Annotated in this window: 17 protein-coding genes; 10 read left to right on the forward strand and 7 right to left on the reverse strand. The window is 68.6% G+C overall.

Translation table 11 applies throughout. The annotated features are described in order from the left end of the window. Positions 1-640: 640 nt before the first annotated feature. From ISP14_RS17295 to ISP14_RS17305, 3 genes are all read right to left on the reverse strand, one after another. Entirely contained in the window at positions 641-3,772 is a 3,132-nt protein-coding gene (locus ISP14_RS17295) for an efflux RND transporter permease subunit (RefSeq protein ID WP_404542290.1), read from the reverse strand. Positions 3,773-3,919: 147 nt separating this feature from the next. Beyond that, the gene (locus ISP14_RS17300) at positions 3,920-7,162 is read right to left on the reverse strand and encodes an efflux RND transporter permease subunit (protein ID WP_404542440.1); all 3,243 of its coding nucleotides are present in this window, start codon (positions 7,160-7,162) and stop codon (positions 3,920-3,922) included. A 136-nt stretch (positions 7,163-7,298) separates the two neighbouring features. Then, positions 7,299-8,513 (reverse strand): efflux RND transporter periplasmic adaptor subunit, encoded by a 1,215-nt coding sequence (locus ISP14_RS17305; protein WP_404542292.1) that lies wholly within the window; start codon positions 8,511-8,513, stop codon positions 7,299-7,301. A gap of 403 nt (positions 8,514-8,916) precedes the next feature. Here ISP14_RS17305 and ISP14_RS17310 point away from each other — a divergent pair, with 403 nt between their 5' ends. Then, on the forward strand, positions 8,917-9,438 hold the full coding sequence (locus tag ISP14_RS17310) for a c-type cytochrome (protein WP_404542294.1): 522 nt from the start codon (positions 8,917-8,919) through the stop codon (positions 9,436-9,438). 205 nt (positions 9,439-9,643) lie between these two features. Here ISP14_RS17310 and ISP14_RS17315 read toward each other — a convergent pair whose 3' ends face one another. After that, positions 9,644-10,240, reverse strand: coding sequence for an acyl carrier protein phosphodiesterase (locus tag ISP14_RS17315; protein ID WP_404542297.1), 597 nt, complete (start codon positions 10,238-10,240; stop codon positions 9,644-9,646). Positions 10,241-10,300: 60 nt separating this feature from the next. Between ISP14_RS17315 and ISP14_RS17320 the strand changes: the two genes are divergently transcribed. The 4 genes from ISP14_RS17320 (at position 10,301) to ISP14_RS17335 (ending at position 14,410) form a co-directional block, all read left to right on the forward strand. Then, entirely contained in the window at positions 10,301-10,987 is a 687-nt protein-coding gene (locus tag ISP14_RS17320) for an alpha/beta hydrolase (protein ID WP_404542299.1), read from the forward strand. A 7-nt stretch (positions 10,988-10,994) separates the two neighbouring features. Beyond that, positions 10,995-12,113, forward strand: coding sequence for a cell division protein ZapE (gene zapE / locus ISP14_RS17325; protein ID WP_404542301.1), 1,119 nt, complete (start codon positions 10,995-10,997; stop codon positions 12,111-12,113). A gap of 72 nt (positions 12,114-12,185) precedes the next feature. Further along, complete coding sequence (locus ISP14_RS17330) at positions 12,186-13,994, forward strand: putative bifunctional diguanylate cyclase/phosphodiesterase (protein ID WP_404542303.1); 1,809 nt, start codon at positions 12,186-12,188, stop codon at positions 13,992-13,994. A 32-nt stretch (positions 13,995-14,026) separates the two neighbouring features. Further along, positions 14,027-14,410 (forward strand): peptidase C13, encoded by a 384-nt coding sequence (locus ISP14_RS17335; RefSeq protein WP_404542306.1) that lies wholly within the window; start codon positions 14,027-14,029, stop codon positions 14,408-14,410. Between the two features lie 6 nt (positions 14,411-14,416). On the opposite strand, the gene ISP14_RS17340 is transcribed toward ISP14_RS17335, so the two are convergent. Beyond that, the gene (locus ISP14_RS17340) at positions 14,417-14,971 is read right to left on the reverse strand and encodes a DUF1453 domain-containing protein (RefSeq protein ID WP_404542307.1); all 555 of its coding nucleotides are present in this window, start codon (positions 14,969-14,971) and stop codon (positions 14,417-14,419) included. A 112-nt stretch (positions 14,972-15,083) separates the two neighbouring features. After that, positions 15,084-15,827, reverse strand: a complete 744-nt coding sequence (gene gpmA, locus ISP14_RS17345; protein ID WP_404542308.1) for a 2,3-diphosphoglycerate-dependent phosphoglycerate mutase — start codon at positions 15,825-15,827, stop codon at positions 15,084-15,086. Positions 15,828-15,953: 126 nt separating this feature from the next. Here gpmA and ISP14_RS17350 point away from each other — a divergent pair, with 126 nt between their 5' ends. Together ISP14_RS17350 and ISP14_RS17355 are read left to right on the forward strand one after the other, a co-directional pair. Next, a complete protein-coding gene (locus ISP14_RS17350) occupies positions 15,954-16,607 on the forward strand; it encodes a DUF4097 family beta strand repeat-containing protein (protein ID WP_404542310.1) in 654 nt (217 codons plus the stop codon). Positions 16,608-16,692: 85 nt separating this feature from the next. Continuing rightward, positions 16,693-16,935 carry a hypothetical protein gene (locus ISP14_RS17355; protein ID WP_404542312.1) on the forward strand — a complete coding sequence of 81 codons (243 nt, stop codon included), beginning with the start codon at positions 16,693-16,695 and terminating at the stop codon, positions 16,933-16,935. On the opposite strand, the gene hemF is transcribed toward ISP14_RS17355, so the two are convergent. Further along, positions 16,913-17,815, reverse strand: coding sequence for an oxygen-dependent coproporphyrinogen oxidase (gene hemF / locus ISP14_RS17360; protein ID WP_404542314.1), 903 nt, complete (start codon positions 17,813-17,815; stop codon positions 16,913-16,915). The two genes, ISP14_RS17355 and hemF, sit on opposite strands and share 23 nt — an antisense overlap. Positions 17,816-18,001: 186 nt before the next feature. Between hemF and ISP14_RS17365 the strand changes: the two genes are divergently transcribed. The 3 genes from ISP14_RS17365 to ISP14_RS17375 are packed head-to-tail and all read left to right on the forward strand — an operon-like array spanning position 18,002 to position 20,747. Further along, positions 18,002-19,186 carry a beta-ketoacyl-ACP synthase gene (locus ISP14_RS17365; RefSeq protein WP_404542444.1) on the forward strand — a complete coding sequence of 395 codons (1,185 nt, stop codon included), beginning with the start codon at positions 18,002-18,004 and terminating at the stop codon, positions 19,184-19,186. Continuing rightward, positions 19,183-19,980, forward strand: a complete 798-nt coding sequence (locus ISP14_RS17370; RefSeq protein ID WP_404542316.1) for a beta-ketoacyl synthase chain length factor — start codon at positions 19,183-19,185, stop codon at positions 19,978-19,980. Before ISP14_RS17365 ends, ISP14_RS17370 begins: the two co-directional genes overlap by 4 nt. Next, the gene (locus ISP14_RS17375) at positions 19,977-20,747 is read left to right on the forward strand and encodes a glycosyltransferase family 2 protein (protein WP_404542319.1); all 771 of its coding nucleotides are present in this window, start codon (positions 19,977-19,979) and stop codon (positions 20,745-20,747) included. The genes ISP14_RS17370 and ISP14_RS17375 overlap by 4 nt, the downstream gene beginning before the upstream one ends.

Genomic DNA, 20,747 nt, shown 5'->3' on the forward strand with positions numbered 1-20,747 from the left:
GAGTCACTTCTCTTTGCTGGCCCACGCCGCCGCAGGAGCGGCGGCGAACAGCGAAGCTGGCCCGAAGGGCGGAGGGCAGGATGCCCGGAGTCAAGAGAAGTAACCAAGAGAAATGGCCTGGTTCAATACGCCGGGATTACAAGCAGGACGTTTCGAGGTTTTTTGGAGCCACATCTGCCTACGCGATACACGGTGCGGCCACACCGCGCCGTATCAGGATGCCGAGGCACAACGCGCAAAGCCTTGTGTCGCTTCGCGCCGCTTCGGCTTTGATCTGGCTGTTGCCGTTGCTCCTGCGCGCAGGAGCGCGCTGCTTTTCCGGGGCCCCTGAGCGGCGGTGAGGCGGGGACGAGAAGGCCGCGCAGCGGGCGAGGCCATGGATGGACTCGCCTTTTCGCGCGGGCAGGAGCCCGCTCGAAAAGCCCGGCCCCACCTCACGGACTTGCCGGGCAGGACGCCCGGCAAGCGCCAACCGGGGTGGCCTTCTCTTTGGTTACTTTTCTCTTGGCCACGCAAGAGAAAAGTAACTCGGCCGACGACAGGTGGACGAAACCGCTTTGAATCTTCCAAAGACGTAGAAGCAAAAGCCCCGCCCCCTCTCCCTCTTCAACAAGTGGGAGAGTGAAAAGCAAAAAAATATTCAGCCCGGCAAGCGCACCGGCGCGGCGCGGCGCGACCGCCGCTGCTCGGCGCGACGGGCACGCCAGGCCTTCCAGCGCGCGCCGAGACAGGAGAAAACCACGTACAGCGCCGGCGTGCTGAGCAGGGTAAGGCTCTGCGAGATCAGCAGGCCGCCGATCAGCGCGATGCCGAGCGGGCGGCGCAGCTCGCTGCCCTCGCCCAGGCCGATCGCGATCGGCAGCGCGGCGAGGATCGCCACCATGGTGGTCATCATGATCGGGCGGAAACGCACTAGGCAGGCCTCGTGCGCGGCGTCCAGCGGGCTCTTGCCGTGCTCGCGCTCGGCGACCAGGGCGAAGTCGATCATCATGATCGCGTTTTTCTTCACGATGCCGATCAACAGCACCAGCGCGATCTGCGCCACCACCGAGAGTTCGGTGTCGGTGATCCACAACGCCATCAGCGCACCCACGCCGGCCGCCGGCAAGGTGGACAGGATGGTCACCGGGTGGATCAGGTTCTCGTACAGCATGCCCAGCACGATGTAGACGGTGAGTATCGCCGCCAGCACCAGCCACAGCATGCCGCCCTGCATCTGCTCGAAGCGGCGGAAGTCGCCGCCGACATTGAGCTTGATGTCGCCCGGCATGCGCATGTTGGTGACCGTGGCCTGCACGATCGCCATCGCCTCGCCCATGCTCACGCCGGGAGCGAGGTTGAAGCTCAGGTCCATCGTGGTGTACTGGTTCTCGTGGGAGATCGACGCGGGCGCCAGGCCCGGCTCCTGGTGCGCGAACGCAGTGAGCGGGACCATCTTGCCGCTGCTGGACGGCACGTAGATCTGGTTGATCGATTCCGGCGTGGCGGTCTGGTTCGGCAGCGCGTTCACCACCACCGTGTACTGGTTGATGTCCGAGTAGATGGTGGACACCTGGCGCTGGCCGAAGGCGTCGTACAGCGCACCGTCGATGGTGCCGATGGATATGCCCAGCCGCGACGCGGTGCTGCGGTCGATCACGATGTTCTGGCGCAGGCCGCCCTCATCCACGTCGCTGCCCACGTCCTGCAGCTTGGGGTTCTTCTTCAGTTCGGTCACCAGCTTCGGCAGCCACTCCTGCAGCTCCGCGAGGTCGTTGCTCTGCAAGCCGATCTGATATTGCGCACCCTGGCTGGTGCCGCCGCCGCCCGCGCTGGGCAGATCCTGCAGCGGGCGCAGGCGCAGGTTGAGGTCGGGGTATTTCGCTGCCTTGGCGGTAAGTCGAGCCAGCACCGCGAAGGTGTCGTCCTTGCGGCCTTGCGCACGGGTCTTCAGGTCGATGTTGAACGAACCGCTGGCGCCTTGCCGGCTGGTACCGAGCCGGGTGCCGATCGTGGCCACGTCCGGGTCGGACATCAGCATCTGGGTGAGGCGCTGCATGCGCTGCTCGCTCTGCGCGAACGAGACGGTGGCGCTGGACGTGGCGCGACCCCAGATCAGACCGGTGTCCTGCGCCGGGAACAAGCCGCTCTTCACCACACCGAACAGGAAGAAGGTGACGGCGATCAGCACCAGCGGCGTCAGCGCGAACGCCAGTGCGTGGCGCAGCGAGAACTCCAGTGCGCGGCTGTAGATCGCCAGCATGCCGGCATGGAAGCGATCCAGCGCACGCCCCAGCCGCGACGGCCCGGTGCGATGGTCGTGACCGCCGAGGAAACGCCCGCACAACGCCGGCGTGAGGGTTAGCGAGACCAGCGCCGACATCAGGATCGCCGACACCAGGGTCACCGCGAAGTCGTGCATGAACATACCGGTGACACCACCGGCGAACAGCAGCGGAATGAACACGGCGATGAGCGAAGCGGTGATCGAGACGATGGTGAAGCCGATCTCCCGCGCGCCGGCGAGCGTCGCCTCCATCCGCGTCATGCCGGCGTCGATGTGGCGGATGATGTTCTCGATCACCACGATCGCATCGTCCACCACGAAGCCGATCGCGATCACCAGCGCCAGCAGGGTGAGGTTGTTCAGCGTGTAGCCGAGGATGTACATCGCCACGAAGCCGCCGGCCAGCGACAGCGGCACCGCCACCGCCGCAATCAGGGTGGGCGCGAGCCGGCGCAGGAACAGCGCCATCGTCAGCACCACCATCATCAGCGAGATCAGCAGTGTGGCCTGCACCTCGTGCAGCGAGGCACGGATCGTCGGCGTGTCGTCGAAGAACGGCGTCATCGTGGTGCCCGGCTGCAGGTAGTCGCGCAGCAGCGGCAGCTGGGCGCGCACCTCGTCCACCGTGGCGATCACGTTGGCGTCGGACTTCTTGAAGACGTACATCAGGATCGCCGGCTTGCCCTCGAACCAGGCCGCCTGGTACGCGTCCTGGGTGCCGGCATAGACATGCGCGACGTCGGACAGGCGCACCGGCGTGCCGTTCTTCATCGCGATCACCAGGTTCGCGAAGTCATCCGCCGTGTGCAGCTGGGCGGTGGAACTGACCGCCATGGTGGTCTTGCCGTTGGACAGGAAGCCCTCCGGCGAGGTGACGTTGGCGGCGGTGAGCGCGTTGCGCAGCTGATCCGGTGACAGCGCCATCGCATTCAGCGCGCGTAGGTTCACGTCGACGCGGATCGCCGGCGTGGCGGCGCCGGCGATGTCCACCGAGGAGACACCTTTCAGCTGACGCAGGCGTTGCGCCAGCAAGGTGTCGGCCAGGTTGTACATGTCCGCCGCCGACTGCGTGGTCGACGTCAGCGCGATCGCGATGATCGGATCGTCGTTGGGGTTGGCCTTCTGGTAGCTCGGCGTCACCCCCGCGGGCAAGTCGGGTATCGCGGCATTGATCGCGGCCTGCACGTCGCGCGCGGAGGAATCCAGGTTCACGCCGTTCTCGAACATCATGAAGACGAACGTGCTGCTCTCGGAGCTGTGCGAGTTCATCATCTGGATGCCCGGCACCTGGCCGAGGTGGCGCTCCAGCGGCGCGGCCACGGTGGAGGCCATGGTCGAGGCGTCCGCGCCGGCTTCGCTGGCCTGCACGAAGATCGCCGGAAACTGCATGTCCGGCAGTGCCGACACGCCCAGCAGCAGGTAGCAGATCATGCCGGTGACGAACACGCCGATCGCCAGCAGCGAGGTACCGATCGGACGACGGATGAAGATGCCGGAGATGTTCATGCCGGGCGCCCGCGGCGCGACGGCGAAGAAAGGCGGATGGAAGTGCTGCGATTCATGTTCTGCTCAACGTGCGCGCGGCGAAACGGTTGATCGTTTCGCCGCGCCGGATGCGACGCCGCCGTGCGGCGTCGGATGTAACCCGACCCCTCAATGTGCCGCGCCGTCGGCCTGCGCGCGGGCCAGCGCGCGACGTTCATGGCGCTCGCGCAACCAGTCCTGGAAGCGCTCCATGTACAGGTAGATCACCGGTGTGGTGTACAGCGTCACCAGCTGCGACAGCAACAGGCCGCCGACGATGGATACGCCCAGCGGCCGGCGCAGCTCGGCGCCGATGCCGCTGCCCAGCGCCAGCGGCAACGCACCCAGCATCGCCGCGGCGGTGGTCATCATGATCGGGCGGAAACGCAGCAGGCAGGCGCGGTGGATCGCGTCGCGGGCGGACATGCCCTTGCGCTGCGCCTCGATCGCGAAGTCGATCATCATGATCGCGTTCTTCTTCACGATGCCGATCAGCAGCACGATGCCCACGATGCCGTCCACCGACAGATCCATGCCGAACAGGATCAGCGCCAGCAGCGCGCCCACGCCGGCCGGCGGCAGGGTGGAGATGATCGTCAGCGGGTGGATGTAGCTCTCGTACAGCACGCCCAGCACGATGTAGATCACCACGATCGCGGCAAGCAGCAGCAGCACTTCGTCGCCCAGGCTGTTGGAGAACTCCGCCGCCTTGCCGATGAACTCGCCGCGCACCTGCGGCGGGAACTGCAGCTGCGCCTCGACCTGGTGGATTGCCGTCACCGCGTCGGACAGCGAGTAGCCCGGCGCCACGTTGAACGACACCGTCACCGCGGGCAGCTGCTGCTGGTGGCTGATCACCAGCGGTGCGCTGGTGACCTTGGCGCTGACCAGCGAGGACAGCGGGATGGTGCCGCCGCCGCCGATGACGAAGCCCACGTTGCCAGTGTTGCCGATGCCCGACGGCGTGGCCGAGTTGCTCGAGGTGAGCTGACCGAAGCTGGTCGCGGTGCTGCCGGTGAGTGCGCCGTTGCCGTTGCCGCGCACGGTGATCTGGTCGAGCAGCGCGGTGGTGGTGCGGAACTGCGGCGCCACCTCCATCACCACACGGTACTGGTTGAGCTGGGTGAAGATGGTGGAGATCTGGCGCTGGCCGAAGGCGTCGTACAGCGTATCGTCGATAGTCTGCACCGGCACGCCGAGGCGGCTTGCCTTCTCGCGGTCGATGGTGAGCTTGAGCGCGTTGCCCTGGTCGGCGAGGTTGTTGTCCACGTCGGCCAGCTCGGGCCGCTGGCGCAGCGCCTGGGTCATCTGGCTGGCATAGGTCGCCAGCTCGTCGGTGTTGGTGTCCGACAGCGCGTACTGGTACTCGGTCGCGGCGACGGTGCTGTCCAGGGTCACGTCCTGCACGGGCTTGAGGTAAAGCGCCACGCCGGGGATGCCGGCCACCGCCTGCTGCAGCCGCGGCAGGATCTTGTCCAGGCCGTCGCGGTCGCCGCGATCCTTGAGCACGATGGAGAGCTGGCCCTGGTTGAGCGTGGGATTGACCGTGCCCGCGCCGATGAACGCGGCCACGCCGGCCACCGCAGGATCCTTGCGCAACGCGGCGGCCACTGCGCTCGTGCGCTGCTCCATCGCGGGGAACGCCACGTTCTGGTCGGCCTGCACCACGCCGGTGATCATGCCGGTGTCCTGCTCGGGCAGCAGGCCCTTGGGAATCGCGATGTACAGGAATACGGTCACCGCCACCGTGGCGGCGGCCACCAGGATCGTCAGCTTCTGGTGATCCAGCACCCAGTCCAGCGAGCGCTCGTACACGCCCACGGTGCGCGCCCACACGGTGCGCTTGCCGGCGGCGAGGTGGCGCTCATGCGCATCCTCGCCCTCGGGCAGCTGGTCCGGGCGCAGCAGGTAGGCGCACATCATCGGCGTGAGCGTCAACGACACCAGCATCGAGATCGCCACCGCGATGGTCAGCACCCAGGCGAATTCGTGGAACAGGCGACCGGTGACGCCGGGCATCAGCAGCAGCGGCAGGAATACCGCGATCAGCGACACCGTCAACGACAGCACGGTGAAGCCGATCTCCTTCGCGCCCAGCTCGGCCGCTTCCTTGCCGCTCTTGCCCTGCTCGATGTAGCGGACGATGTTCTCGATCATCACGATCGCGTCGTCCACCACGAAGCCGGTGGCGACGGTGAGTGCCATCAGCGACAGGTTGTCCAGCGACATGCTGGTGAAGCTCATCACGCCGAAGGTGCCGAGCAAGGACAGCGGCACCGCCACCGAGGGGATCACCGTCGCCCACAACCGGCGCAGGAACACGAAGATCACCGCGACCACCAGGAAAATGGTCAGCAGCAGGGTGAACTGCACGTCCTCCACCGAGGCGCGGATGGTGATGGTGCGATCGGCGAACACGTCCAGGTGCACGTCGGCCGGCAACGCGGCGCGCAGCTCGGGCAGGATCTGGCGGATCTGCTGCACGGTCTGCACGATGTTCGCGCCGGGCTGGCGGCGGATGTCGAGCAGTACCGCGGGCTTGCCGTTCGCCCATGCGGCGAGCTGGTCGTTCTCCACGCCGTCGGCCACCTGGGCCACGTCGGAGAGCTTCACCGGCGCATTGTTCTTGTACGCGACGATGGTGCTCTTGTAGTCGGCCGCGTCGGCGAGCTGGTCGTTGGTGCCGATCGAGTAGCTCTGGGTCTTGCCGTTCAACGTACCCTTGGGCGCGTTGACGTTGGCCTGGCTGAGCGCGCTGCGCACGTCCTCAAGCGTCATGCCGAGGTTGGAGAGCTGCGCCGGATTCAGCTGCACGCGCACCGCGGGGCGCACGTTGCCGGCGATCGAGACCAGGCCCACGCCCGGCACCTGCGACAGCTTCTGCGCGAGGATCGAGTCGGCGTAATCGTTGACCGTGCGCAGCGGCCGGCTGTCCGACTGCAGCGACAGCGTGAGGATGGGCGCGTCGGCCGGGTTCACTCGGTTGTACACCGGCGGGTACGGCAGGTTGTTGGGCAGCACGCCGCGCGCCTGGTTGATCGCCGCCTGCACGTCCTGCGCGGCCACGTCGATGTCGCGGTTCATCGCGAACTGCATGACGATGGTGGACAGGCCGGCGGAGGAGTCCGAGCTCATCATGGTGAGGCCGGAGATCTGACCCAGCTGGCGCTCCAGCGGCGTGGTGACCAGCACCGCCATGGTGCCGGCGCTGGCGCCCGGATACTGGGTGGTCACCACCAGGCTGGGTGCCTCGATCTCGGGCAGCGCCGACACCGGCAGCTGACGGTAACCCAGGATGCCGAGCAGCAGGATCGCCACCATCAGCAGCGAGGTGGCGATCGGGCGGCGGATGAAAAGCGTCGAGAATCCCATGGGTGTCCGTGCTGCTGTCTGGATGGCGTCCTGCTCGCCGGTGGCCGCGGCCGCCGGGAGATGATGCATGACTCGCCGCCACCGCGGCGGCGAGTGTCAGGCAGCCGTCACCGGAGCGACGGCCGCCGGGGTTGCGTCAGTGGCCGCGGCGACCGCCACTCTTGCCTTGCTGCTTGGCCTTCTGCAGTTCCGCGTCGCTCGGCGCCGGCGGCACTTCGCCGGGCTTGAGCGGATTGACCTTGCTGCCGGGCTTCAAGCGGAACTGGCCTTCGGTGACGACCTGCTCGCCCACGTTGAGGCCGCTGCCGATCATCACGTGGCTGTCGCCCACTTCGCCAGCGACGACCACCGGCTGCATCTTCACCGTGTTGTCGCCCTGCACCTGGTAGACGTAGTCGCCGTCGGGGCCGCGCTGCACCGCCTCGGCCGGGATCACCAGCGCGCCGTCGTCCACGCGCACCTGCAGCCGCACATTGACGAACTGGCCCGGCCACAGCGCATTGTCGGCGTTCTGGAATTCCGACTTCAGGCGGAAGGTACCGGTGGTGGCGTCGATCTCGTTGTCGATCACCTTGAGCACGCCGCCGGTGGCCACCGGGTGCTTGTCCACGCGGTCGAGCGCGGCGACCCCGAGCGGCGCGGCCATCTGCGCCTTGCGGACCATGGCGAGGTTCTGCTCGGGCAGGGTGAACATCACATTGATCGGATGCAGCTGGGTCAGCGTGACGATGGTGCTGGTGGTGGTCACCACGTTGCCCGGATCCACGGCGCGGATGCCGGCGATGCCGTCGATCGGCGAACGGATCTGGGTGTAGTCGAGTTGCACCTTGGCGTTTTCGGCGGCGGCCTTGTCCTGCACCACCGCGGCCTCGAGCTGGTTCACGTTGTTGCGGTAGGTATCCATGTCCAGCGCCGCCACGTAGCCGCTGGCGACCAACGCCTGGTTGCGCTTGAGCGTGCTCTGCGCGGTGGCCAGCGAAGCCGTGTCCTGCTTCTGCTTGGCCAGCGCCTGGTCATAGGACGCCTGGAAGGTGCGCGGGTCGATCTGCGCCAGCAGCTGGCCCTTCTTCACTTCCTGGCCCTCGCTGAAGGCAAGGTTGATCAGCTGGCCCCCCACCTGCGGATTCACCGTGATGGTGTTGAGCGCCTGCACTGTGCCCAGCGCGGTCAGGTAGACCGGCACGTTCTCCTTCACCACCGGCACCACGGTCACCGGCACCGGAGGGTTGTCTTTGCCGCCCATGGCCCCGGGCTGCCCCGCGCCACCTGGCTTGTGCAGCAGGCGCAGGCCGACGGCGGCCAGCACGATCACCGCGACGACGATCAGCGCGATCTTCCAAAAACGCGACATTGCAGAAAACTCCCGATATGAAAACTGTGCCAACGTTGGAACCCGTGCCGACGCACCCAGCGGTCAGCTGATTGGGGCCAAGCATAGGTGCTGTACAACGCAAAGAAACAATGCCAGTCGACAGGGGTGGGGCATGACCGATGGCATGGATGCGCTCCCGCCGCACCACCGTTCTTGGACAGGGACCGATGGCCCCGGTTCCTTGGCGCGACAGATCGCCGCTGCCAGCGGCTGAAAACTTGCCGGTGGCTTCGTCTATACTCCGGGCCTTGCGCCCGCCAGACCTGCCGCATCGCATCGCGGCAACGGCGGGTGCGGGCCTCCGGTAGCCCGTCGACGCACCGGATGCCGCAGGGGCCTTCCGGACGATCCACCGACCTGGAGTACATACGTGAGCGGTTCCATGAACAATTCCGACCGGGTTTTCGTGCACCAGTTCGCCAAGCTGATCGGCGGACTGGCCGCGCTGACCGTGGTGCTGATCCTGCTTGCCCTGGTGATCTACGGCCACGAGCCGAAGGAAACCGACCCGAACGTGCAGGCGCAGGTCGCCGCACGGCTTGCGCCCGCCGGCGCCGCCTATGCCGGCAACACCGGCCGTGCCGCGATGCAGGCCGCCGCCGATGCCGCCGCCAAGGCCGCCGCCTCGCAGGTCGCCTATGGCGGCACCACCGATGGCAAGACCATCTACGACAACCTCTGCACCAGCTGCCACACCGCCGGCATCGCCGGCGCGCCGAAACTGGGCAACAAGGCCATGTGGGCACCGCGCGTCGCCGAGGGCCTGGAGACCTTGATCAAGCACGCTACCGACGGCTACCACGGTCCGGACGGCAACTTCATGCCGCCCAAGGGCGGCAACCCCGCGCTCACCGATGCACAGGTGAAAGCCGCGGTGACCTGGATCGTCGACCAGGCCAAGTAAGCCCCCGCTCCAATCAGATAAAAGCAAACGCCGCCCCCCCGGGGCGGCGTTTTCGTTCACCCCTTCTCTCCTGCGGGGAGTACGGGGGGAGGCGCCATGGATGGCGCCGGCTTTGCGGAGCGAGAAAGGTTGGGATGAGGGGTCAATCTCGCCGCGGACTGCGTTACCTCTCCCCTCCCGCCTCCTGCAGCAGCGAGCCCCCCCATCACCCCACCACATTCACCTCGATCCACTCCTGCGCAAACGCCCGCAGCTGCGGAAAAAACGCCTCGAAATGCCGCTGCAGCAGCGCCTCATGCGCCACCAGCACCGGCAGCGCCGAGTCCAGCGGATTGGCCCGGCTGAGACGCAGCCCGATGTCCGCCAGCGCACGACCCAGCACCACGCGATCGGCGTAGCCGGCCGGCAAATCATGCGTATCCATGTAACCGCGAAAGCGCCGCAACGCCGGCGGCAGCAACGCGTCGTGCCGATGCAGCAAGGTACGCAGTGCATCGGAGCAGGTCTGCAGCGATTGCCCGCTCCAGCGCGAAAAATCCCGCGCCAGGCAATGGTCGAACCACATGTCCAGCAAGATGCCGGCATATCGCCGGTACGGCGACGGCAGCAGCGCCTTGGCAGCAAGCACCTCGGGATGGGCATCGGTATGCACGTCGATCGCGCGATGCAGCTGGATTCCGGCAATCACCCGTGCGGGGAACTGTCGCCCGTCGGGTTGGCCGCGCACGAAATCGCCGAGCATGCCGCCGAGTTGCAAGCTTTCGTCATTGCCGGCCAACAGCACATGCGCCAGGTGGTTCATCGGCGACGCCCGCGGCACGGCCACGGGCGGCAGACACGGGCGGCGGTTATCATCGTGCACATGAATCCCACCGAGCTCCCCGCCGAACCTGTCAGCTTTCCCGATATCGCCGCCAGTTTCATGCTCGACGGCCCCGCCGGCAAGCTCGAAGCCATCAGCGATGTCGCCGAGCGCGCCGATGCGCGCCGCGGCGTGGCGGTGATCTGCCACCCCAATCCCGTGCAGGGCGGCACCATGCACAACAAGGTGGTGACGATGCTGGAGCGCGCGTTGCGCGAGTCGGGGCTGGACACGCTGCGCTTCAACTTCCGCGGCACCGGCGCCTCGGCGGGCAGCTACGACGACGGCAACGGCGAAAGCGAGGATCTCGCCGCCGTGGTGGCCTGGCTGCGCCGCGTGCGCCCCGGCGACGCGCTGTGGCTGGCCGGCTTCTCGTTCGGCAGCTACGTCACCATCCGCAACGCCGTGCGACTCGAGGCCGACGCGCTGGTCAGCATCGCGCCGCCGGTGGGGCGCTGGTCGATGGGGGACGACGTGCTGCCCGGCTGCCCGTGGCTGATGGTGATGGGCGAGGCCGACGAGGTAGTGGAACCGCAGGCGGTGTTCGACTGGATCGAGGCCATGGACAAGCCGCCCGAGCTGATCCGCATGCCCGAGACCGGCCACTTCTTCCATCGCCGCCTGATGGACTTGCGTGGCGCGGTGAAGCACGCCATCGCCGACTGGCTGCCGCCCGCGCGCACGTAATTCCTCCATGACTGAAACCCTCTCGCCCGCACCCAGCGTGCGCTACCAGGAAGGCGTGGCTGCGCACCGCTGGGAATCCGATCCTGCCCAGCTCGCGGTGCTGCCCGAGTTCGATCGCCTGCACGCCGCGCTGTGCGCCGCGACGAACGGCAACGGCGGCCTGTTCGGACGACTGAAATCGCTGCTCGCCAGCGAGGCCGCGCCGCCACCGCCGGGCCTGTACCTGTGGGGCACGGTGGGCCGTGGCAAGACCTTCCTGATGGACCTGTTCGTAGCCAGCCTGCCGCACGGCGTGGCGCTGCGCCGGCACTTTCACCGCTTCATGGGCGAGGTGCACGAGCGCCTGCGCGAACTGGGCGAGCGGCAGGACCCGCTGACCGAGGTGGCCGCCGGCCTCGCCGCGCGTTGCCGCGTGCTGTGCCTGGACGAGTTCCTGGTCAACGACATCGGCGACGCGATGATCCTCGCCCGCCTGCTGGAATGCCTGTTCGCGCGCGGCGTGGCGGTGGTCACCACCTCGAACACCGCGCCGGCCGAGCTCTACAAGGACGGCCTGCAGCGGGCGCGTTTCCTGCCCGCGATCGCGCTGCTGGAGCAGCACTGCCGTGTGGTGAAGATGGCCTCCGCCCGCGACTGGCGGCTGCGCGCGCTGAGCCAGGCCGCGGTGTATTACACGCCGCCCGGGGCCGAGGCGCACCGCGCGCTGGAGCGCATCTTCCGCGACCACGCCGAGGGTGAAGTGGTCGAAGGCGGCGCGCTGGAAATCAACAGCCGCGCTATCCCTTGCCGCAAGCGCGCCGACAACATCCTGTGGTTCGATTTCGCCGCGCTGTGCGAAGGGCCGCGCGCGGTGGCCGACTACATCGCGCTGGCCAAGGCCGGCCCCGCGATCATCGTCTCGGACGTGCCGCAGTTCACCATCTACAGCGAGGACGCCGCCAAGCGTTTCGTGCAACTGGTGGACGAATTCTACGACCGCCACGTGAAGCTGGTCCTCTCCGCGGCCGCACCGATCACCGAGCTGTACGACGGCGAGCGCCTGCGCGCCGAATTCGGCCGCACCGAATCGCGGCTGATCGAAATGCAGAGCGAGGAATACCTGGCGCTGCCGCACCGCGCCGACTGACGTTGCCACTCCCCCGGCGCCGCAGTAGCCTGCGTCGGGGGACACCATGCGGTCACGCAGGGGGATGGGACGATGGAGATCTCGCAGGGTGCGCCCCAGGACGGGCGCCCCGGTATCGACCAGGCGTCGGCAACCGGCGAAGCCACCGAGCAGCACGCCATGCCCGGCTTCGAGGCCGTGGCGCGGCTCGCTGCCGGCGCACTGCACGTACCGCTGGTGGCGCTGCTGCTCACCGACGGCAGCGCGTTCTGGCACACCCCGCCCGGCCAGCCGGACGCCGTGCCGGTCGACGCGGCACTGCTGGCCGCCTGCCGCGCCGCCATGCGCCGTGGAAGCGCCGAGGTGCTGCTCGACGCCCGCGAAGATGCCCGCTTCCTGCCCTCGGGAGCCGACCCCGCGCACGCCGCCGTGGCCTTCTTCGCTTGCGAACCGGTATTCGGCCTGGACGGCCAGCAGCTGGGCGCATTGTTCGTCGTCGACAGGCGACCGCGCCTCGCTCTGAGCGCCAGCGACCTCGCCGCCCTGCGCGACGCGGCGGCGCTGGCTGGCACCGGGGCCGCGCTGCGCTGCTATCTCAACCGCATCGACCCTTCCACGCGACTGCCGCACCGCAATGCGTTCTTCGCCGACCTGCACGCGCAATTGTCGAACGGGACCGATACCGCGTGGCTGCTGGCGATCGAGGCTGCGCCGGTAACACGCTTCCACGCCTTCGTGCGCGCCATGGGCCACGCCTATGCCGACGCGCTGATGCGCGCGGTGGCCGAACGGGTGCAGGCCTGCATGCCCGGCATGCAGTTGTACCAGGTGGCCACCACCCGGCTGGCGGTGCTGCTGCCGGGCTCGCACGAGGCACCCACGCCCGCGCAGCTGGATGCCCTGGTGGCGGCGCTGCGCGAACCCGTCGACTGCCTCGGCGTACCGCTGACCCTGCAGCCAGGCGTGGGCCTGCTCAAGGTCGAGGCGCGCGAGCTGCGTGGCGGCGACCCGCTGCGCCGGGTGATGAACGCTTCGTCCGCCGCGCAAGGCACCGCCAGCGGCTGGGCGGTATACGACCACAGTCAGGATGAGCGCCACCGCCAGGAGTTCTTCCTGGTCACCGAGCTGGCTGCCGCGCTCTCCGAGCGCGCCGAGCTGGAGCTGCACTACCAGCCGCGCGTGGACCTGGCCAGCGGTCATTGCCTGACACTGGAAGCGCTCGCACGCTGGCGCCACCCCACCCTGGGTACGGTGTCGCCCGACGTGTTCGTGCCGCTGGCCGAGCAGGCCGGCCTGATGCGCTCGCTCACCGACTGGGTGCTCGACCACGGCCTCGCCCAGCTGGCCGAGTGGCTGCGCGCCGGGCTCGACCTGCGGTTGTCGCTGAACGTGTCCAGCATCGACCTGGACATCATGCTGGAGAAACGCCTGGCCACGGTCGCGCAACGCCACGGCGTGCCGATGGCCCGGCTGGAGCTGGAGTTCACCGAAAGCAGCGCGATCCAGCACAGCCAGCTCACCCACGACGTGCTCGGCACGCTGCGCAAGGCCGGTGTGGGCATCGCCATCGACGACTTCGGCATCGGCTACAGCAATCTCGACGCCTTGCGCCGGATGCCGGCCACCAGCCTGAAGATCGACCAGTCGCTGGTGCGCGGCATCGACACCCGCCCGCACGACGCCGCCATCGTGCGCTCGATGGTGGCGCTGGGGCACGACCTGGGTTTTCGGGTGGTGATGGAAGGGGTGGAGAACGCGGACGTGATGGCCGCGGTGCGCGACATGGGCTGCGACGAAGTGCAGGGCTACCACATCGCCCGGCCGATGCCGGCCGGGGCGATCGCTCCGTGGCTGCGCGAATACGCGGCACGCGATCCGACGCTTGCCGGAACGAGCTGCTAAGGTCGCCGGCAACTCATTCCGCCGGAGCTCCCATGTCCATCCCCGTCGCCCTTGCCCTGCTGCTCGGCGCCGCACCGGTCGCCGCCGGCAACGACTTCGAAGCGCGCGTGCACCAGGCGAAGATGGCCGAGGCCGCCGCCACCGGACCGGCCTATCAGAAAGCGCTGTGGGGCAAGATCGGCAATCCCACCACCGACGCCTACAAGAGCTGCCTCGCCAGCAACCACGACGACAAGTCGCCGTTCACCCTGGTGCTGGACGTGGACGCGCACGGCAAGCCGCAGCGCATCGCGGTGCAGCCGGCTACGCCGGTCGCCGCCTGCCTGGCCAGCCAGTTCGCGAGCTGGATGCTGCCCGCGCCACCAGCCTCACCGGTGCCGTATCCGCTGGAAATCGATTTCAGCGTGACGCCTTGAATCGCCTCACGCGGCGGGCGTGAGACGCGACTGCTGGTAGCGCCGGTGATGCACCAGCAGGCCGGCGAAATAGACGATGTAGTAGCCCACCAGCAAGCCGATCACCAGCATCGTCAGCGGACTGGCCTGGTAACCCATCTGCATGCTCGTGGCGGGCGGCGCACCGGCAGCCAGCGCGTCGGCCTGCTGCATTTGCGGCGCCAGCACCATGAAGCGCCACACCAGCCGACCCAGCAGCAGCGCGGTGAGCACGGCGCCGATCCATGGGTTCGGCAGGTAGCAGTCGCCCTTCACCGGGTCGGTCTCGAAACGCGTCAGGCGCAGGCCGACGAAACCCAGCGCCGCACCGATCAATGCGCCGCCGAGCACGCCCTCGGCCAGGCGGATGTCGTGCAGGCCGCCAAGCATCAGCAGGCAACCGATCACCGCGAAGATCGCGATACGGGCGATCATCCGGCCGCGCCGGATCGGCTGGCGGCCGAACTGGCGGCTGATCCGGCGCCAGACCATCAAGGCCATCAACGGCACGATGATGACGTAGCTCATCAGGTGAGGAGACATGCTTGGCGCATCCGGCTGGAGGGATGCGCGCAGCCTAACCGAGACGCGGGTGCCGCGCGATGTACGGCACGCAGCCATCGCGCATGACAGCCGTCATGCGCGGCCCAATGGGTTACTTCGCCTTGCCCTGGTTCGCCACCGCGGCCATCTTCGCCTCGATCGCCGCGGCATCGCCCAGGTAGTAGCGCTTGAGCGGCTTCAGCTCCGCGTCGAACTCGTACACCAGCGGCACGCCATTAGGGATGTTCATCTCCACGATCTCGTCGTCGGAGATACCGTCCAGGTACTTCACCAGTGCGCGCAGCGAATTGCCATGGGCGGCCACCACCACGCGCTGGCCGGCCTTGATCGCCGGCGCCAGCACTTCGTGCCAGTACGGCAGCACGCGGGCCACGGTGTCCTTCAGGCACTCGGTGTCGGGGATCTGCGCCGGGGCCAGCCCGGCATAGCGCGGGTCGTGCACCGCCTCGTTCTCGTCGCGGGCCAGCGGCGGCGGCGGGATGTCGTAGCTGCGGCGCCAGACCTTCACCTGGGCGTCGCCGTACTTCGCTGCGGTCTCGGCCTTGTTGAGGCCGGTGAGCGCGCCGTAATGGCGCTCGTTGAGGCGCCAATCGGTGTGCACCGGCAGCCAGCTCATCTCCATCGCATCGAGCACGCCCCACAGCGTGTGCACCGCGCGCTTCAGCACCGAGGTATGCGCCACGTCGAATGCGTAACCCTCGCGCTTCAGCAGCTCGCCCGCCTCGCGCGCCTCCTCGGCGCCCTGGGCCGTGAGATCCACATCGGCCCAACCGCTGAAACGGTTGTCGAGGTTCCACTGCGACTGGCCGTGGCGGATCAGAACGAGCTTGTGCATGGCGGGAATTCTCGGCGGGGAGGAGCGAAATGGTAGCGGCAGCCGCCTCCCCTGCCAAAGGTCACGCCAACCAAACGCCGTCGGCATGCATCCCAGATCATGTCATTCACTGAACGGAGCCCCGCCATGCGCCGCATTCTGCTTTCCCTGGTCTTGCTCCTGCCGCTGGCCGCGGCCGCCTCGGACGACGACATCCACAAGGTCAACGGCGATGTCCGCGTCGAGGCCGGCCAGCACGTCGGTACCGCGAAGAGCGTCAACGGCGACGTGGACGTGGGCGATCACGCCGTGGTGCAGCAGGCCAGCACCGTGAACGGCTCGGTGTCCCTGGGCAACCAGGCCGAGGCGGGCGAGTTGCACACCGTCAACGGTTCGATCGAGGTCGCGACCGGCGGCAAGGTCGACGGCCAGGTCCACGCGGTCAACGGCGACATCAGCCTGGCGCAGGGCGCCCAGGTGGACGGCCGCCTCTCCAACGTCAACGGCGCCATCCGGCTGAATGCCGCCCACGTGGGCGGCGGCCTCGAAACCGTGGCTGGCGACATCACCGTGGGCGCGAACTCGCAAGTCCAGGGCGGCATCCTGGTCAATCAGCCGAACAACAATGGCTGGTTCCACTGGGGCAGCGACCGCAAGCCGGTGATCGTGATCGGCCCGCACGCCACCGTGCAAGGCACCCTGGAATTCCGCCGGCCCGTGGTGCTCAAGGTCAGCGACAGCGCGCAGATCGGCCCGGTGAAGGGCGCGACCGTGGAGCCGTTCCACGGGAGTGCGCCGTAAACCGCGATCCGGCATTCGACGCCACGACGTAACACCCGACCCATCGCCGCGGGCCATTGTCCGGATGGCTCGCCAGGAGGCTGCCATGAACACCCGCATTGCCGTCGCGGTCGTTGCCGCGGCGCTGGCCGGCTGCACCAGCGCCCCCATGAATCGCGACCTGTTGCGGCAGCACACCGAGCGCAACTGCCGCGTCCAGTCTGCCGTTTCGTCGGTTTATGCCATCGACAGCACCGGCATCGGCATGCGCAATGTTGCTTATGTGCAGTGCCTGCGGGCCGCAAGCCCATGGCCCCAGCAACGCGCTACACCCAATCGCGCGGCTTGAGGTAATCGGCCAGCCGCGCCTCCGCCGAACCCGGCTCGGGCTGGTAGGCGTACTCGAAGCGCACCCGCGGCGGCAGGCTCATCAGGATCGACTCGGTGCGCCCGCCCGACTGCAGGCCGAAGAGCGTGCCGCGGTCGTAGACCAGGTTGAATTCCACGTAGCGGCCACGGCGGTACAGCTGGAACTCGCGCTCGCGCTCGCCATACGGCGTGTCGCGCCGGCGCGCGGCAATCGGCAGGTAGGCGTCGAGGAAGCCCTGACCCACGGCCTTCGTGAAATCGAGGCAGCGCTCGAAACCGCCTTCGCTCAGGTCGTCGTAGAACAGGCCGCCCACGCCGCGCGTCTCGCCGCGGTGCTTCAGGTAGAAGTATTCGTCGCACCACTGCTTGTAGTGCGGGTAGACATCCGCGCCGAACGGCGCGCACAACTCGCGCGCCACCGTGTGCCAGTGCGCCACGTCTTCGTCGAACGGATAGAACGGGGTGAGATCGAAGCCGCCGCCGAACCACCACACCGGCGCCACGCCCTCCTTGCTCGCCTCGAAGTAGCGCACGTTGGCGTGGGTGGTCGGCACGTAGGGGTTCTTCGGATGCAGCACCAGCGACACGCCGGTGGCGATGAAGCTGCCGCCGGCCAGATCGGGGCGGTGCGCGGTGGCGCTGGATGGCAGCTGGTTGCCGCTGACGCGCGAGAAATTCACTCCGGCCTGCTCGAACAGCGCGCCGTCGCGCAGCACCCGGGTGCGTCCGCCGCCGCCTGCCGCGCGCGTCCAGGCGTCCTCGACGAAACGCGCCGAGCCGTCCAGCCGCTCCAGCTCGGCGCAGATGCGATCCTGCAGCCCGCGCAGGAAGGTTTCGGCCCGGTCGGCTTGTTCGCTCATCGGCTCCACTCCATTGTCATTGCCGTGAGCTTAGCAAGAGCCGCTTCCGCCACCGCTGCGACGCGGCGTCGCGCGGACTTGCGCCAGATCAAGAACACACCGCAGCTGAACACGCCCGCGCCGCCCGCCAGGCGTACGCTAGGCAGCGCCGAAGGGGCTCGTTAGGCTGTCGCGATGACGACACCGATGACCCCGTTCGCGGTCAGCGCCTGCACCGTCACCTCCGCGCTCGGCCGCGGGCTGGCGGCGCAGCACGATGCGCTGCGGCACGGCCGCAGCGGGTTGCGTCCCAACGATTTCGGCAGCGTACCGCGGCTCGGCTGGGTCGGCCGCGTGGCCGGCGTGGAAAACACCGTCCTGCCGCCCGCGCACGCCGCCTGGGATTGCCGCAACAACCGCCTTGCCTGGCTGGGCCTGCAGCAGGACGGTTTCCTCGACAAGGTGCATGCCGCGCGCGAGCGCTATGGCGCGCGCCGGGTGGCGCTGCTGCTGGGCACTTCCACCGCCAGCATCGGCGCCACCGAGGAAGCCTACCGCCGGCTCGATGCCGATGGCCGCTTCCCCGCCGAACTGCGCCGTCCCGCGCTGCACGCGCCCGACTCGCTGAGCGCGTTCGCCGCGACGGCACTCGGGCTGGAAGGACCTTGCCTCACCGTCTCCACCGCCTGTTCGTCCAGCGCCAAGGTATTCGCCAGCGCCGCGCGCCTGCTCGCACTGGATCTCGCCGACGCGGCCGTGGTGGGTGGCGTCGACAGCCTCTGCGACAACGTGCTGTTCGGCTTCAACGCGCTGGAGCTGATCTCGCCGGCCGCCTGCCGCCCGTTCGATGCGGCACGCGATGGCATCTCGATCGGCGAGGCGGCCGGCTTCGCGCTGCTGGAGCGCGTGGAGGCCGCGCCGCAGGCACCACGCCTGCTTGGCTACGGCGAGGCCAGCGACGCCTGGCATATGTCCTCGCCACACCCCGACGGCCACGGCGCGGAGTTGGCGCTGGATGCGGCGCTGGCCCGCGCCGGATTCGGTGCAGCGCGGATCGATTACGTGAACCTGCACGGCACCGCGAGCAAGCAGAACGACGCGATGGAAGCCGCGCTGCTGGCGCGCCGCTTTCCCGCGACAACGGGCGCGAGTTCCACCAAGGGATTCACCGGCCATACCCTGGGCGCGGCAGGCATCGTCGAGGCCACGATCGCGCTGCAGGCGATCGAACACGGCTTCGTGCCCGGCAATCTCGGCGCCACCGCGCCAGACCCGGCCTGCGGTCCGCAGTTCGCGTGGCACAGCGAGTCGCGGCGGGTCGACGTCGCGCTCAGCAATTCCTTCGGTTTCGGCGGCAACAATGCCTGCCTCGTGTTCGGGCGCGCACCATGACCGGCATGCACTTGCACGTCGAAGGCATCGGCCTGTGGTCGTCCCGCCTGGGCGACTTCACCGCGCTGCGCACTCTGCTCGCCGGCGGTATGCCCGCTGCGCCCGCCGCACCGGCACCGGCCGCCGCGCTGCTGCCGGCGAACGAGCGCCGCCGCGCGCCGGAGAGCGTGCGGCTGGCGGTGGAAGTGGCCGGCCAGGCCCTGGCGATGAGTGGGCGCGACCCGGGCACGCTGGCCTGCGTGTTCGCCTCGGCCCACGGCGACCAGGCGATCACCGACGAAATCTGCACCACGCTGGCGCGCGCACCGGCCGAGTTGTCGCCCACCCGCTTCCATCACTCCGTGCACAACGCGCCGGCCGGTTACTGGACCATTGCTACCGGCTGCCGCGCACCCTCCAGCGCGGTCTGCGCCGGCATCCACAGTTTCGGCGCCGCGCTGCTCGAAGCATCGACGCAGGCGCTGGCCGAGCAGCGCCCGGTACTGCTGGTGTGCAGCGACATCGCCGGACGCGGCCCCCTGCTGGAGATGACCGGATGCAGCCTCGCCTTCGGCTGCGCCCTGCTGCTGGCGCCGGAGGCCGGTGCGACCGCGCTCGCGCGGCTACGGCTGCAGATGCCGGCGGATCACGCTGCATCGACGCCGCTGCCCGCTACGCTGGCTGGCGTGGCGGACGGCAACCCCGCCGCCGCTGCGCTGCCCCTGCTCGCCCTGCTGGCCGGGCATGGCGGCCACTGCCGGCTCGCGCTTGCCGCCACGCTGGATCTGCCGGTCAACGTGGAGTCCGTCGCTTGAACACCGCTCTGCCCCGCTGGTGCGTGTTGATTCCCTGCCTCAACGAGGAGGGCGCGATCCGTGGCGTGGTCGAATCGGTGATCGCCATGGGCGCAGCGGTGATCGTGGTCGACGATGGCTCGGACGACCGCACGCCGGAGATCCTCGCCACGCTGCCGGTGACGGTCTTGCGCCATGAGGCGCGCCACGGCAAGGGCCAGGCCCTGCGCGACGGTTTCCGCGAGGCGCTGCGCCTGGGTTACGAAGCCGTGCTGACCATGGATGGCGACGGCCAGCACCTGGCGGCGGACATCCCGCGCATCGTGGCCGCCGCCGCCGCGTATCCCGGCCAGCTGGTGATCGGCGCACGCCTGCTCGACAAGGCGCAGCAGCCGAACGCGCGCCGGCGCGCCAACGCCTTCGCCGACTGGGGCATCTCATGGGGTTGCGGCCAGCCGGTGGCGGACACGCAGAGCGGCCAGCGCTGGTACCCGCGCGCCGCGCTGGATCTCGTCGATCTGCCGGCGCAGAACTTCGTGTTCGAGGCGGCGATCCTGATCGCGGCATCGCGCGAACTGGGCATGGGCGTGGTCGCCGTGCCGATCGCCTCGCGCTACCCGCCCGGCGCGCGCCCCAGCCATCTGCGTCCGGTGCGCGACACCTTGCGCATCACCGCGTACACGGTCGCCCGCGTGCTGCATTACGGCCGGGTGGCGGAAAGCTACCGGCGCTCGCACACCGCGCCGCGGGTGATCGACGACGCGCACGAGCAGATGCTTCGCGCGTAG

The organism is Dyella agri (assembly GCF_044904705.1).
GTDB lineage: Bacteria > Pseudomonadota > Gammaproteobacteria > Xanthomonadales > Rhodanobacteraceae > Rhodanobacter_A > Rhodanobacter_A agri.